This is a genomic window from Caulobacter sp. S45 (assembly GCF_903642205.1).
Lineage (GTDB): Bacteria > Pseudomonadota > Alphaproteobacteria > Caulobacterales > Caulobacteraceae > CAHJWH01.
In genome coordinates, this window is sequence record NZ_CAHJWH010000077.1 from 1 (window position 1) to 14,142 (window position 14,142).

Annotated in this window: 10 protein-coding genes, 1 tRNA gene and 1 CRISPR repeat array; of the genes, 2 read left to right on the forward strand and 9 right to left on the reverse strand. The window is 69.4% G+C overall.

Annotation, left to right across the window (positions count from 1 at the left end; genetic code table 11):
* Positions 1-18 precede the first annotated feature (18 nt).
* Positions 19-1,093: direct repeats of the CRISPR family, unit length 36 nt; unit sequence GCTTCAATGAGGTCCGGGCTATTCAGCCCGGAAGTA.
* 207 nt (positions 1,094-1,300) lie between these two features.
* The 7 genes from cas2 to HUV06_RS09225 all read right to left on the reverse strand — a co-directional run bounded on the left by cas2 (position 1,301) and on the right by HUV06_RS09225 (position 11,068).
* The gene (gene cas2, locus HUV06_RS09195) at positions 1,301-1,606 is read right to left on the reverse strand and encodes a CRISPR-associated endonuclease Cas2 (RefSeq protein WP_174300973.1); all 306 of its coding nucleotides are present in this window, start codon (positions 1,604-1,606) and stop codon (positions 1,301-1,303) included.
* Positions 1,607-1,611: 5 nt separating this feature from the next.
* Positions 1,612-3,360, reverse strand: a complete 1,749-nt coding sequence (gene cas1 / locus HUV06_RS09200) for a CRISPR-associated endonuclease Cas1 (protein ID WP_174300974.1) — start codon at positions 3,358-3,360, stop codon at positions 1,612-1,614.
* A gap of 101 nt (positions 3,361-3,461) precedes the next feature.
* Positions 3,462-4,451 (reverse strand): hypothetical protein, encoded by a 990-nt coding sequence (locus HUV06_RS09205; RefSeq protein ID WP_174300975.1) that lies wholly within the window; start codon positions 4,449-4,451, stop codon positions 3,462-3,464.
* A complete protein-coding gene (cas3u, locus tag HUV06_RS09210; RefSeq protein ID WP_174300976.1) occupies positions 4,448-7,582 on the reverse strand; it encodes a type I-U CRISPR-associated helicase/endonuclease Cas3 in 3,135 nt (1,044 codons plus the stop codon). The genes HUV06_RS09205 and cas3u overlap by 4 nt, the downstream gene beginning before the upstream one ends.
* Entirely contained in the window at positions 7,579-9,018 is a 1,440-nt protein-coding gene (gene csb2, locus HUV06_RS09215; protein WP_174300977.1) for a type I-U CRISPR-associated protein Csb2, read from the reverse strand. Before csb2 ends, cas3u begins: the two co-directional genes overlap by 4 nt.
* Position 9,019: 1 nt before the next feature.
* Positions 9,020-10,273, reverse strand: coding sequence for a type I-U CRISPR-associated RAMP protein Csb1/Cas7u (cas7u, locus tag HUV06_RS09220; RefSeq protein WP_174300978.1), 1,254 nt, complete (start codon positions 10,271-10,273; stop codon positions 9,020-9,022).
* Between the two features lie 719 nt (positions 10,274-10,992).
* A tRNA-Lys gene (locus HUV06_RS09225) sits at positions 10,993-11,068 on the reverse strand.
* 131 nt (positions 11,069-11,199) lie between these two features.
* On the opposite strand from HUV06_RS09225, the gene HUV06_RS09230 reads away from it, so the two are divergent.
* A complete protein-coding gene (locus HUV06_RS09230; RefSeq protein ID WP_174300979.1) occupies positions 11,200-11,700 on the forward strand; it encodes a pyridoxamine 5'-phosphate oxidase family protein in 501 nt (166 codons plus the stop codon).
* Positions 11,701-11,721: 21 nt separating this feature from the next.
* Here the strand turns inward: HUV06_RS09230 and HUV06_RS09235 are convergent, their stop codons facing one another.
* Positions 11,722-12,381, reverse strand: a complete 660-nt coding sequence (locus HUV06_RS09235; protein WP_174300980.1) for an HAD-IB family hydrolase — start codon at positions 12,379-12,381, stop codon at positions 11,722-11,724.
* Between the two features lie 247 nt (positions 12,382-12,628).
* On the opposite strand from HUV06_RS09235, the gene clpX reads away from it, so the two are divergent.
* Complete coding sequence (gene clpX, locus HUV06_RS09240) at positions 12,629-13,888, forward strand: ATP-dependent Clp protease ATP-binding subunit ClpX (protein ID WP_174300981.1); 1,260 nt, start codon at positions 12,629-12,631, stop codon at positions 13,886-13,888.
* Between the two features lie 38 nt (positions 13,889-13,926).
* Here the strand turns inward: clpX and HUV06_RS09245 are convergent.
* Positions 13,927-14,142 (reverse strand): GFA family protein (locus tag HUV06_RS09245; protein ID WP_174300982.1); only part of this gene is annotated, 216 nt, incomplete at its 5' end.

The window sequence follows — 14,142 nt, forward strand, 5'->3', positions numbered from 1 at the left end:
CCGCGAAGGTCGGATCATGCTTCAATGAGGTCCGGGCTATTCAGCCCGGAAGTAATCCGTCACCAGCCGGTGTGTGCGCAGCTTCTCGGTGCTTCAATGAGGTCCGGGCTATTCAGCCCGGAAGTACGCGCGGGTGGTGGTGAGCGTGACGGTCACCCCTGACCAGCTTCAATGAGGTCCGGGCTATTCAGCCCGGAAGTACACCCCGGCTGGGCGCGCAAGGTGCGCGACGACTGTGGCTTCAATGAGGTCCGGGCTATTCAGCCCGGAAGTACCTTCGTGGAGATCGTCGCCCTGGGCGCGGTCGCCATGCTTCAATGAGGTCCGGGCTATTCAGCCCGGAAGTACGTCGCCAGCATCTGCGAGGGCATGACGCCCGATCAGGTGCTTCAATGAGGTCCGGGCTATTCAGCCCGGAAGTACGCGTCGTCCTCGCCCTGGTAGAGGTCGGTGTCGCTGCTTCAATGAGGTCCGGGCTATTCAGCCCGGAAGTACTGGCACACCAACGGCACGATGACCCAAAAGATCACGCTTCAATGAGGTCCGGGCTATTCAGCCCGGAAGTACGCGGCGACCGGCCAGTACGCCCGTCGCGTCGGCCAGGTGCTTCAATGAGGTCCGGGCTATTCAGCCCGGAAGTAATGTTGAACGAGCATGGCTGGAACTACGACTGGATCGCTTCAATGAGGTCCGGGCTATTCAGCCCGGAAGTACATGTCACCGGGGGTCAGCCCCTCAACGTCGCCGCCGCTGCTTCAATGAGGTCCGGGCTATTCAGCCCGGAAGTATCGCGGCGACGGCGGCCAGTTCAGGCGTCGCAAGCACACCGATGCTTCAATGAGGTCCGGGCTATTCAGCCCGGAAGTACCTGCTGGTTTGTGTCTATGCGTTTGAGGGGTTTGGCGCTTCAATGAGGTCCGGGCTATTCAGCCCGGAAGTAACCGAGCGCATAGGCGGTCGTCTGCCGGGTCAGGTCGGCTTCAATGAGGTCCGGGCTATTCAGCCCGGAAGTACCCGTCGGCGCCCCGAATCTATGACGCTTTCCAACCTTGAGCTTGCTTCAATGAGGTCCGGGCTATTCAGCCCGGAAGTACCCTTCCAACAATTTAGATGAAGTCAGAAGGACTTAGGCGGCGGTCCGCGAGCGCTAACGAGGGTGGGCGCCCCTTGTCGTTTGGGCGAACACCTTAACTCCTTCACCATGTCAAAAACCAGCTGCGGAAACAAGGCCTTGATTGTGCGCGAGCGCTCGCCAGCGGTTTGGGGAGCGTCGGACCGCTCGCACGGCCGCGGCGGCAGCCTACACCACTACGGCGCGGCGTTCGATGGGTTCGAAGCGCTTGCCAAGGCTTTCCACGGCGAACTCCACCTCGCCGGCGGGACCGAGGTCCAGGATCACCACGTGATCCTTCCCCGGATCGATCAGGCGTTCGAGCGCCAGCGCCATGTCCGCGCGCCGGCCGCCGTCCAGCCGGCAGTGGAACACGGAGAGCTGCAGCCAGCGGCCATAGCCCTTCATCAGCTTGAAGACCCGCCGCCAGCGGCGCGCGTCGGCGACGTCGTAGGTCACCACATAGGCGTGCTCGTCGTTGGCGCGTCGGACCACGGGCCTCACCTCGGGACGTAGTGGGGGTAGTCGGGGATCTCGCCGAGCAGCCAGCGGGCGAACAGGCGCGCCTGCACCTGCAACAGGCGCCGCATGGAGACCTGATAACCGAACACCGGGTGGGTGGTCTCCTGGTCCAGCCGGCGCTCGTAGGCGGCGATGAGGCTCTTGCGGGCGCGGGGCTTCAGGTTGCAGCCGCCGGCGGCGTAGACGAAGTCGTCCGGACCGAGCTCGCCGTTGTTAAGAGCGGTCAGGACCGCGCTGTCGGCCAGGATCGGGCGGTAGGGCTCGATCAGGTCGAGCGCCAAGGCCGGGCGGCCGGGCCGCTCCACGTGGTGGAGGCCCTTCCATGGGTCGAGCCCGACCGCGGTGAGGGCCGCGCCGAAGGTGCGGGTGAGGAGCGCGTAGCCGAGCGACAGGCAGGCATTCACTGGATCGGCCGGGGGGCGGCGGTTCCGCCGCTCGAAGGCGAAGGCGGGGAGCGCTACGACCGCCTCGGTGAAGAGACGCGGAAAGGCGCGGAAGTAGAGGGCCGCGGCCTCGCCCTCCAGGCCGAGGAGGTGGTTGGCGTCCTCCGCCCTCCCTGTGCGGCTGGCCAGCAGCGCCAAGCGGTCCAGCACCGTTCCGCGGTCGCCCTCCGCGCCGCGCCAGTTGCGGCGGAGCAGGGTGCGCTGGTTCCTGATCTTGGCGGCGGTGAGCGCCTTGGCGAAGGCGAGGCGGCGCGCGGGGTCGGCGGCCAGGGCGTACTGGGCGGTGCGGACCGCGGCGCTACGCGGTCCCTGCTGGCCGGTCGATCCGAGGAACCAGAAGCCCGAGCTCATCCAGGCGATGGGGATGTCGCGACGCAGCAGCTCATTCACCGTGGGTGTGGTGAGCGAAACGGGTCCGGCGATCACCAGCTCGGACACCTCGTCCAGCGGCACGACCACGTCGGCCTGGCCCTCCACCTGGATGGCCAGGGTGAAGTCGCGCTTGGTCACCCGCGCACCCGGTTGCTGGACATAGAGCGGCAGGGCGGGCCGGGCGGCCGGCGGCGGGGTGCGCGGGATGGCGCCCTTTCTGAACCAGTTCACCTCGTCGGGCAGACAGATGGGAAGCAAGGAGCAGCGTGGGCACTTGGGCGAATGATCAAGCGGCGGCGGCGGGCGCCCGGCGGCGACGGATAGGCGGAGTTCGGAGGCGGCGCGGAGCGTCACGGCCACCAACTCGTCGGTGAGCGGCACGCGCACCCGCTCGCGGCTGTCGGCGAACCACAGCGCGCCCTCTTCGCAAGAGTAGCCGGCGTCGCGGAGCAGCAGCGCCTGGACGCAGACCTGCACCCGCTCGGGCAGATAGGCGCCCTCCGCCACGTGCGGGCGGCGGCCGGTCTTGATGTCCACGGGCACCACGCGGCCGTCCTCCGCCTCCAGGACGTCGATCTCGGCCAGGAGCCCCAGCCGCTCGGAGGCGAGGTGCAGCCGGCGGGTTTTCAGCCGGGCGTCGGGGTCGAGGTCGTCGGGGTTCGGCAGTGATGGGGCGCGGCCGTCCTCGGTGGCGCGGTGGGTGCGGTTTCCCGCGGCGGTGTCGGCGTTGCCGGCCCACTCGCCGTGGCCCCACTCCAGGAAGGCGAGGCGAGGGCAGTAGATCCACTCGTTGACCATGCGGGCGGGCACGAGCGGCTCGTCCACCTGCGCGCCGGGGGCGTAGAGCTGCAGCTCGCCCTGAGCCGCGCGGGGCTGCAGCGGCGCCTCGGCCGCGATTTCGTCGGGGGGCATGCTCCATCTCCTGCAATCGGAGGATGCAAGAAGCGGGCCGGGCTAAAGGCAACCCGGCCCAACCAGGAAAAGAATGAGCAGAAGGGAGAGAAAGGCATCGTCTATGACGTACCTATGCCAGCATAGTCGACAGACCTTGCAGCGGTGAAGTTCATGAACTTGCCGACGGAGATGCGGCGGACCTGGCGGATGTGGTCGACGCCGAGCCGATCCAGGGCGGCCGGTTCGCGCAGGTCAGGGTGGGCGAGCAGGCCCCGGATGGCTTGGAGGCCGACCGGGTCGCGCCAGATCGGCCAGGCGAAGCTGAAGCCCCGCCGCCAGGCGCCGCCCGGCAGCCCGAGACGCACCTGGACGCCGCGCTGCTCCGGCGCCACCGGCAGGGCCGAGAGGCCGATCGCCGCCAAGCGGTTGGCGCCGTGCTGCGTGCCATCCTTGTTCTTGGCTTCCGACGGGTCGCCGGACATCAGGGCGTAGCGCATCGCCTCCTCGGGGTCCCAGCGGAACGAGAAGGTCGGGTCGAGCCGCCGCCAGGGCTGGTACAAGGCCTCCGCCAGGCACTCCGCGGGGGTGAGGTGGACCGCCTTCTTCCCCTTCCCGCGTGAAGGCGGCGCGGGTTCACGGGGAACCTCGCCGAGACGTTCGAGGAAGTGTTGGTGCCCCTGGCCGAACAGGAGGCACATCGGGGTCGCCTCCACAACATCCAGCGGCTTGCCCTGCGCTGTTTTCACGGCGGCGTCGCTCATGAGCGCGCTCGCGAGTTCGGCCGCATAGCCGCCCGCGTTCCGGCCGGCGCTCAGGGCGGCGCGAGCGTCTGAGACGCTGTGGTTGAGGTCTCTGCGGCCAAAGGCGTGCGCCTTCGCTAGGTCGTCGAGACCCTCCGCTGCGGCCTGGGCGATGTCGGCCTGCTCCAGAGGCTCGCGAAGCACGAGCATCGGTCGCAGTGGCGGCTCGTCGAGCGACCATCGCACGCGGGGGCGCCAGGCCGGGCGGGCGTGCTCCAGGGCGCGCAGCAGGCCGAGGAGGGCGAGGAAGGCTAAGAGGTTGTCGGGCTCCAGCCCCTCCAGCCGGTGCTCGCGTTCGGGCGTGCTCATGGACCGTCCTCCGGCGGATCGCGGGCGGCTTCGGAGGCGCGGTGGTCTGCGAGCCGGAGCACCGCCTCCAGCCGCGCCAGACCCCAGGGTCCGTAGCGCCGCTTCAGCTCACTGAACAGCGTCGCCCAGTCCAGACCGCGCAGGTCGTGCGGGTCGCGCCCGGTTGGGGCGAAGCGATCGCCCTCCAGCACGAAGCCGAGCGACTGCGGACCTTCGCCGACGCCGATCTCAGGTGCGACCAGACCTTCGATGGAGGCGAGCCTGCGCACCTGCCGGTCCATCCGATCTTCATGCGGGAAGAAGGGGCGGCCATGGCCATGATGGACGCCGACCAGCCACAGCACCAGCCCCCGGTCGTACGCCGCGTCCAGGCGGTCGTTCTTAAGCGCGAGCCGCACGGACAGGGCCTCGTGACGCCAGTGCGGCGGCAGGTTCGCGCGCTCCCGGGCCCCCGGGACCGAGCGGCCGCGCTCGGATTTCGCCCGGAGTCCCTCGCCGTGCATCTTCAGCAGGTCGCCGCCGAACAGCAGCTGCTGGAAGCGCGCGTCCGCCTTGCCCGCATCGTGCAGCCAGCCCGCCAGGGCGATGTCCTCGACGAGCTCCGGGGCGAGGCCGGCGCGCTCCGCCAGCCCGCGGGCGCAGCTCTCGACCTGCTGTGAGTGGTCGAGGAGCGACTGCGCACGCCCGTTGAACAAGCCCGCCTCGTCGTCCTCCGTACTGGCGGCTTCTTCGACCGATGCCTCGCCGGGAGCGGCCGTCAACCCGAGCGGCGCTACCAAGACCACGCCGGTCCTAGCGTCGTCCTCATCCGGATTGTCGTAGGGGAAGGCGGGGGGATCGAGCCGGCTGCGTTTGGCCCGGTCGCGTTTGGCCCGGTCGAGCTTGTCGAGACCCGTACGCAGCGACGCCAGCTCGGACGGGATGATCGCCTTCAGCGCCGCAACCAGCTCCCTGGCTCCTCGCCGCTGGTCGGGGTCGGACAGCGCCTGGGCGAGGGCCGCGACGACGGGCGCGGCCTTGGCCTCGACCTCCGCGTCGCGGAGCCGTTCGGCCTCCCGTTTGCTTGAAGCGGTCTGACCCTCGGCTGTTGCGCCGTCGGCGACGGCGGGCAGGGTTGCGCGGACGGCTGCGCGGATCAGCCCCGGCGCAAGGCGGAAGACGTATCGCCTCCCCCCGTAAGGGGCGTTCGCAGCGTCGAAGACGTCCGTAACGGGGACGGGCTCTCGCTCCGCCCCTCGCCAGCCATACCTGTCGCAGCCGCCATAGCTCGCCTGCACGACCAGGGTGTCGCCTGGCGCGATCTCATCGGCTTCGACCCAGGCGGATCGTTCATCGTCCAAGCCCCGCCAGCGGAAGGCCTTGCGCTTCGGCCGGTCTGCGACGGACGGCGGGGGCGCCCCGCTGTCCACGTCGGCCAGATCGACCTGCGGCTCGCCAGCCAGCCACCGCCTCGCCGCCCAGACGGGGAGCTCGATGGCCTCGGACGCGCGGGGCGGCGCGAGGCTGAGCAGGGCGCGCATGAGCTCAGGCGCGCGCGCGTCGTCCACGTCCGCGCGCCAGATCAACTGCACGCTCGCCGGTTCCCGGTTGGGGCCGTGCAGGAAGAGGGCGACCTCGGGGTCGCAGGCCGGGATCGGCGAGGTGTGGGTCCACAGGTCCACATAGGCCGGCATCAGGACCGGGGCGTTCGGCTTCTCCGCCAGGAGCGGCGCGAGACCCTCTTTGGTCAGCCCCCGCTCCGCCAGCCGAGTCCCCAGCGCCTCGATGCCGAAGTCGACCTCCCCGACCCCATCCAGCAGCCCTTCCAAGGCCGTGATCGTCTCGCCTAGGGCTTGGCCATAAACCGGGTCGAGCTTCTTCGCGTTCCGGTCCTCTTTCGACCACAGCACCACGCCGCGCGCTTTCACGGGCCGTCCGTTTCGGTTCAGGCGGCCGAAGCGCTGGCGCAGGGCATCCAGCGACGCCGCCTCGGTGACCAGGCCGTCCAGGTCGATGTCCACGCCCGCCTCGATGGTCTGGGTCGCGACGATGACCAGCGGCCTGTCCGGCCGCGGTTCCTGCCCGGTCTTGATGGGCGTCAGCTTCTCGGCAAGCCCCTCGCGATCGACCCCGCGCGCGCGCCCTATGATCAGCAGCACCTGGGCGGCCTCGCCCAGCTCGCCCCGCAAACGATCGAAGGCGGCGCGCGCGCGGGCGATCCGGTTGGCCACCACGCCGACGACAGGGTTCTGGATGCCCGTGTCCCGCAGGGTCTTGATCATCGCTCCGGCCTGCGCCGCCAGCGCTTCGGCCCGTTGGTCATCGGTAGGCTTGACCTCGACCAGGGTGGCTAGCTTCGGCGCCTGCAGCCGCTTCATCAATACGGGATGCTCGCGGTCGGCCACGGAGAGGGACAGCCGGAACGGCTCGGGCGTCCGCTCGCCCGGGGTGGCGGTCAGCAGGGCGACGTGGAAGGGGCTGCTGTCATTCTCGCCGCGGAGGCTTGGTACCGTCGCGATGTCGCGAGCGGTCTGGCGGAACGGCTCCGACAGGTGCGCCTCGTCCAGCAGGATCAGGGCGTCGGAGCCGAGCAGGCCCGCCTGGAGCGGCTTCATGGAATCGGGGACGCCGTAGCCGCGGAACAGCAGGCGCGAGCCCACCTGGTCGACCGTAGAGCAGAGGACGGTCGGCTGGCACGGCGTGCGCGCCCAGTCGTCCTCGCGCGGCACGCCGCCCCGCATCTGCTTGGCGACCAGCGGCGGAGCGCCGTCGCCGGCCAGCGACTGCAGGCGCAGGGCCACACGCTGCAGGATGTCCGTTGCGTCGGGGCCGGGGGCCGCCTGCGCGAGCGCGTCAGCCAGCCGCTTGGCCCGCAGGAAGGCCTCGTCCACCACCAGCCGGCGGTCGACCACGAAGGCGATGCGCATGGCCGCCTGTCGATCTTGCCCCCGGTCCGCCTGCAGTGCGAGGGCGAAGACGGCCACGTCGAGGGCGGCGGTCTTGCCCGAGCCGGTCGGCAGGTCGAGGAGGTCCGGCCAGCCCCGCTCCGCCACCCTCTCGGCCAGCCGCGTCTGCCAGGGGAAGGGCGGGTAGTTCCAAAGCGCCTGGAAGAAGGCGCCGAACTCGCCGGCGGACAGCTTGGGCAGGCTCATTCCTTCTGCTCCCGGTCGAGCGGCAGGCAGAGGCCGAGCCCGCAGAACCGGCCCGCGCCGATCATCACCGGCCCGGCCTGCGGTGCGTCGAACTGCAGGATGGCGTGGCTGAGGCGGCGGGACTTGAAGGCCTCGGGCGTGCGCCAGGCGGTCCAGCGCGGGGCGTTCCCGGACGGATAGGCGGGCGGCGCCCCGGTCGCGGCGGAGTGCTTGGCCGCCATGACGCGGGAGGGCTCGGGCAGGCCCACATTGGCGCAGGCGCGGCGGATCAGGTCCTCCGTCTCGTGGCGGTAGCGGTCGCCGTAGCCCTTCAGCTCCGCCCGGGGCGGGGCGACGTGCCTGTCGAGCACGAGTGGCGTCACAGTGGCCCAACGGCGTGACGGCCGCATGTAGCGGGCGGGGTTCAGAGAGGCGCGTTCCGTCTCCAAGGTGAGCCGCAGTTGCAGATCAAGGTTCGGCAACTCCTTGCACCAGAGCCGGAAAAGACGCTCGTCCCCGACCTTCTGCAACCGCTGGGTCAAGGCGTTCGCAAAATCCGCGTCCGCCAACAGGTCGCCCCGACCCTGCGGCGGAACCAGCGCAAAGCCCAGCAGCCTGCCGTCCGCGTGCGGGTAGCCGGCGAAGGCGAGGGGCGCGGCCGCAAGGTGCGGCGCGGGCGAGGGGGTACCGTCCGGCCGATGGCCCGAAACCCACTCCGGCGCGGGTGCGCCGTCACCCGCTCCATAACCGCACATCACCGCCTTGATCAGCGCCTTGCAGGCGAGCGGCGCCGCCCGCAGGTCGAGCGTGCGCTCGCCCACGATCTCGAACGTCAACCAATCGGATGAGAAGGCGTTGAGGCTCGGCTCGACGATGGACGGGGGCGGACGGATCGCCTCGCCGGGGGACGGACGGCGCTTGGCCTGGTAAGCCGCCTCCAGCTCGCTCAGCCGCCCCTTGTAGACCCGGCGGCGGGCCGCGCGACCGTGTGCGGGCCAGTCGTCTTCGACGAAGCGGCACCGGGTCAGGCTGGCGGAGTGGCCCACATAGGCGACGTCACGCGCGATGTGATCGAGCGCTTCGACCGGCGCGCCCTCCGCCTCCCGCCACACCATCCGCACGACGGGGTCCAGCGGCAGGGCGGCGGGGAAGCGCCGAGGCTGGCGCGTGCGCCAGGCGGGGTTCGCGCTGACCTGCAGCTTGTCGTTCGGAGGTACGAAGCTGGACGGCGCGGGCCGAGCGGCCGCGGGCGAGGCGGCGATGTCGGGCGGGGCCTGTTGCTCCAGCCACTCCAGCGCCTCCCGCTCGTCCGTTCGCTCCCCGCGGGCGGCCCAGGCGGCGACCAGGGCGGAGAAGACGCGGTCGGGCTGGGGCGGCCAGTCGGGGGAACCGCTGTCCGGCTCCTGCGCGGCGAAGGCGACGCCCAGCAGGTGCTCGATCTCCAGGACCAGCGGCACCTCAGTCGACTTTGGCTTCGTCTTGGTCGCCGCCCTCGCCGCTCAGCGCGAGGTGCTGGCTCTGGCGGACGATGTTCACCAGCTTGTCCTGCGGGACCAGCCGGACCGGCGTGTCGCGCAGCGCAAGCCCGACCGCCTTCGCCCGGTCGTAGGCCTCGCGGTAGAGCGCCCGGGCGCCCTCGCGGTCGAGGTCGACCTCCGGCGTCGAACCGTCGGCCTGAACGCGCTGCAGCGGCGCGCGGCCCTCGCAGACAAGGTCGCAGCGGGAGCGGAGCGCATAGCCGCGGGCGTCCTGCTCGGCGAGCGCGAACAGCCCCAGCGCCGCCAGGTAGGTCCGCCCCGCCGCATCCTTCTCGCCGCCGCCGAAGCCCAGCCGCCGCAGCCCCGCGAAGCTGATCACCGCGGTGTGCTCGGCATAGTCGCAGGTAATGCCGAGCGCCTGCACGGACGGCGCGATGTTGCCGTGATTGATCTCGGAGGGCTTGACGCGCTTGGCCTTCTTACCCGCCTTGGCCTGATCCACGTCCCAGGCCTTGCCCTCGCCCTGGTAGACCTCGACCCTGCGCAGGATCCCGAGCGGATCGATGCGGCTGCCGGTGCGACGACCCGCGTTCGCCACGTCCACTGACGTGATCATACCCCCATTACGGTCGCGCGAGAGCGTCTCCGCCTGCTCGACACTGACGCCCACCGCGGCGATTTCGGAGACGAGGGCTCTCGGAAACTTGGCGCCGAGGCCGCCACCTTCGCCGGTCGAGTTCCACGCGCCGAACAGGAGCGCGGTCGGCGAGACTTCGAGCAGGGCCGCGGCGGCGCCGGGCTTGGCCTCCGCCAGCCGCACGCCGAGCTCGCTCTTCGGGAACGCCTGTCCGTCCAGCAAGCTGTCGCGCAGGATGGCGTCGTAGACGCGGTGCGGGGCGTCCAGCGAGGTGATCTCGGTCAGGCCCGCCAGCTGCGCCGGGCGGAAGTCCACCGTGACGTGGGGCACCACCACGGCGCCCTCGCGGACGGCGTTTAGGAGGGCCTCCTCCAGGCGGTTGGCCTGGCTCTGCACGCTGTCGACCAGGGCGCACCAGACGTCCTCGCCCGCCACCCGCCGCCGCTCCAGCACGTGCCGCGGCCCCGCATTGCGGCCCTCTCCCGGATAGGTGGGCGGGAAGAGCTTGTCGCCCTCGCCGCCGACGGGCTGCAGGCGCTGGCGACGACGGAGCGCGGCGTCCTGCGCCACCGCACCGCTGAGTTCGGCGTAGTTCATGGTCCTCCCCCGGCGGCAGACGCTCGCAATCGCAGTCGTCCGCCTGCCAGCGAAAGTTGCACAAACGCTGCGGGCGACGTTATGCGGCCTCATGCCGCTACGGGGTCGGCTTCAGCCTTGCAGGCGAGCGTAGGGAGCGAACGGCTCTTCGAAAGCCAAAGCCTGAACCGCAGCGGACGTCAGAACGGGGGCTCCTGAGCAAGGAGGCGGAAAAGCCTGTTCAGGCGCCATCTTCCACTCCAACCCAGCGATCTCACCGGCGCGCGGGCCGGCTCGGAGCGACAGCAGCAACATGGCGCTCTCTCGGTCACGATCCGGTTTACCCGCATTCCTGCATGGCGCGGGCGCCATCCTCGCCCAACCGCCGCCGGTCCTGAAGTCAAGTCGCAGCTCGGAACCATCGGCACCGGCCTGCATACCCTCGCCGATCTCGTCGAGCAGAAGGAGGCGCAAGCCTACCTCGGCCCGGTGTTCGGCACGCTGCTCGGCAACATGTTGAACGGCGCCACCGACCGTGTCGCCGCGGACCTCACCCCGTCGCCTGAGCCCGTCCCCGGCAGCTGACGCCTCTCATCCCAAGGAACTCCTGGCCCTCGGCGACGATGCCGGGGGCCTTTTCTTTGCGGGTCGGAAGCGATGAAGTCGGATGTCCGACTTCAACCAAGTCGGACGGTTCCGCCTCGGTTCACCCCGGCTTTCAGCTAAGTGCTTGTAATCGTTGGTGGGTGCAGTAGGGTTCGAACCTACGACCCGCTGATTAAGAGTCAGCTGCTCTACCAACTGAGCTATGCACCCATCACTCCCGCCTGTCAGGCGGCTGCGAGGGCGCAGAACATAGTCATTTCGAAGGCCTTGGCAACCCGCTGGACGCTCCCGGAACCACAGGCAAGCTTGACGGTTCCAATGGGCGAACTGGAAGGCCCGCCATGACGACCGCCCATACTGACGCCGAGCTGATCGCCAAGGTGCACGCGGCGGTCAACGCCACCCGCGCGGTCATGGTGGGCGTGATCGGGGGTGAGATACATCCCTTCCACCCCATGAAAGGCCATGCCGTGGACGGCGAGCGGTCGGCCTGGTTCATCTGCAGGCGGGACGTGTCGCTGGTGCGCGAGGTCGGCGTCGAGAGCCATGCGGCCATCGTCAACGTCGTGAGCGAGGATCACCACCTGCACGCCAGCCTGCAGGGCGAGCTGACGGCCGAGCGCGACCAGGCTCGGATCGACCAGTTCTGGAGCAGCGTGGCGGATGCCTGGCTGCCGGAGGGGCGGCTGTCGCCGGACGTGATCCTGCTCCGCTTCGATCCCGTCTCCGCCGAGGTCTGGATCAGCGACAACAGCTTCACCCTGGCCTGGGAGGCCGCCAAGGCGAACTTCAAGGGCCAGCAGATCACCTCGGGAGAGAAGGCCTCGATCCGGCTGGCCTGAACGGACCTGCCCGCCCGGCGTTCAGGGACGTCCGGTGAACAGACGCATATGGCCGCGCCGGGCGAAAGCCAGCATCTCCCGGTCGCCCGCGGTGTCTCCATAGGCGTCGGCGATCTGCACCGCCGGGCCGAACAGGGCCTGCAACCGGCGCACCTTCTCGACCCCGCGGCAGTTGGACCCTTCCAGACCCCGCCCTACCTGGTTGGCCGCCGACCAGCTCAGGCGGCTGCCGATCAAGGCGTCGGCCCCGAGCCATGAGGCGAAGGGCGCCACGACCTCTTCCGGCGAAGCGGTGACGATGACCAGCCGGTCGCCCGCCGCCCGGTGCGCGCTCCAGCGCTCCAAAGCGTCGGGCCGGAACAGGTGGGCGGCCCGGTCGACGACGAACGCTTCAGCTTGGCGCTCGAGCGTCGCTCGCGGCAGGCCGAACAGGAAAACCTCGACAATCGCCGCCTTCAACCGGCCCCGGTCGCGCGTGGCGAGATAGACCAGCGCCGCCGGGACCAGCCTTGATAGGCCGAGCAGCCAGCGGAATGGGGTCGTCCGCCAGCGCAGGAAGGCGGTGAAGCTGTCCGCCACGGTCAGGGTGCCGTCGAAGTCGAAAGCGGCGATCGGGCGGGTCTCCACCTGGGCTTGTGGCGCTCCGCCGCTGTCCAACGGCGATCGCTCTGGCGCTGTCATGGCTCCATCCCCATCTGGGCGGCGCGTCGGGACAGCGGCGACCATGAAACGCTTGATCGGGGCGTCCGAGGTGTGGTCGAATGACTGGCTTGACGACGATCAGGGTTTCGTAAGCCCGGCGGCCCTATGACGGCAAGGTCCACCTCGCTCCTCCGGCGGCGAGGCGCACCGGTTCGGCAGTGGAGTCGTCGGCCCGCGGCGCGCCGGCTCTCCCCGCCGAAGCCTCGCTCAGGAGTGAGATGCGCCTATGACAAAAGCCGCCAGCGGCGACTCCAAGTCGACCCTCTACTGCTCGTTCTGCGGCAAGAGCCAGCACGAGGTGCGCAAGCTCATCGCCGGCCCCACCGTGTTCATCTGCGATGAATGCGTCGAACTGTGCATGGACATCATCCGCGAGGAGCACAAGATCACCTTCGTCAAGGCGAAGGACGGTGTGCCGACGCCGAAAGAAATCCGCGAGGTGCTCGACGATTACGTAATCGGGCAGGACCATGCCAAGAAGGTCTTGGCGGTCGCGGTACATAACCACTACAAGCGGCTGAACCACGCGCAGAAGAACAACGACGTCGAGCTGGCCAAGTCCAACATCATGCTGGTGGGCCCCACGGGCTCCGGCAAGACGCTGCTGGCCCAGACCCTGGCGCGCATCATCGACGTGCCCTTCACAATGGCCGACGCCACGACGCTCACCGAGGCAGGCTATGTGGGCGAGGACGTCGAGAACATCGTCCTCAAGCTGCTGCAGTCTGCCGACTACAATGTCGAGCGGGCCCAGCGCGGCATCGTCTACATCGACGAGATCGACAAGATTTCGCGCAAGTCCGACAATCCTTCCATCACCCGCGACGTGTCGGGCGAGGGCGTGCAGCAGGCGCTGCTAAAGATCATGGAGGGCACCGTCGCCTCGGTGCCGCCCCAGGGCGGCCGCAAGCACCCGCAGCAGGAGTTCCTGCAGGTCGACACCACCAACATCCTGTTCATCGTCGGCGGCGCCTTTGCGGGGCTGGAGAAGATAATCTCGGCGCGGGGCGCCGGCACCTCCATCGGCTTCGGCGCCAAGGTGAAGGACCCCGACGAGCGGCGGACGGGTGAAATCCTGCGCCAGGTGGAGCCGGAGGACATGCTGCGCTTCGGCCTGATCCCGGAGTTCATCGGTCGCCTGCCGGTGATCGCGACGCTTGAGGACCTGGACGAGCCCGCGCTGGTGAAGATCCTCACCGAGCCGAAGAACGCGCTCGTCAAGCAGTACCAACGCCTGTTCGACATGGAGAATGTGGGGCTGAGCTTCACCCACGACGCCCTGCACGCCATCGCCCGCAAGGCCATCGGCCGCAAGACCGGCGCCCGGGGCCTGCGCTCGATAATGGAAGGCATCCTGCTGGAGACCATGTTCGAGCTGCCGACCTACCAGGGCGTGGAGGAGGTCGTGGTCAACGGCGAGGTGGTCGAGGGCCGCGCCCAGCCGCTGATGATCTACGCCGAGAAGCGTGGTGACAAGGCGTCCTAAAGATGGGCTGGTCAGCCACCACCTGATCGGAGGTGAGTTCAGCTTTCCGCTATGTCCAGTTCGCACCAGGCGACCTTGCGCGGCATGAAGACCTGGACCGTCGGCGGCGGAAAGGCCTCGTCCGCGAAGGCGCCCGCAGGCACGGACAATGTCCCTGGCCGGAGCTCCACATCATAGAAGACCGTCGACCCGCAGACCGGACAGAAATGATAGGTGTTCGTCCGGCCCGTGTCGGTGAGGCGGGAATAGCTGGC

Bases quoted from the DNA above. Each gene is read 5' to 3' on its own strand.
- cas1 (WP_174300974.1), bottom strand. From the start codon at position 3,360: ATGCCCCCCGACGAAATCGCGGCCGAGGCGCCGCTGCAGCCCCGCGCG.
- clpX (WP_174300981.1), top strand. From the start codon at position 12,629: ATGACAAAAGCCGCCAGCGGCGACTCCAAGTCGACCCTCTACTGCTCG.
- cas3u (WP_174300976.1), bottom strand. From the start codon at position 7,582: ATGAGCCTGCCCAAGCTGTCCGCCGGCGAGTTCGGCGCCTTCTTCCAG.
- HUV06_RS09230 (WP_174300979.1), top strand. From the start codon at position 11,200: ATGACGACCGCCCATACTGACGCCGAGCTGATCGCCAAGGTGCACGCG.
- cas7u (WP_174300978.1), bottom strand. From the start codon at position 10,273: ATGAACTACGCCGAACTCAGCGGTGCGGTGGCGCAGGACGCCGCGCTC.
- HUV06_RS09235 (WP_174300980.1), bottom strand. From the start codon at position 12,381: ATGACAGCGCCAGAGCGATCGCCGTTGGACAGCGGCGGAGCGCCACAA.
- HUV06_RS09205 (WP_174300975.1), bottom strand. From the start codon at position 4,451: ATGAGCACGCCCGAACGCGAGCACCGGCTGGAGGGGCTGGAGCCCGAC.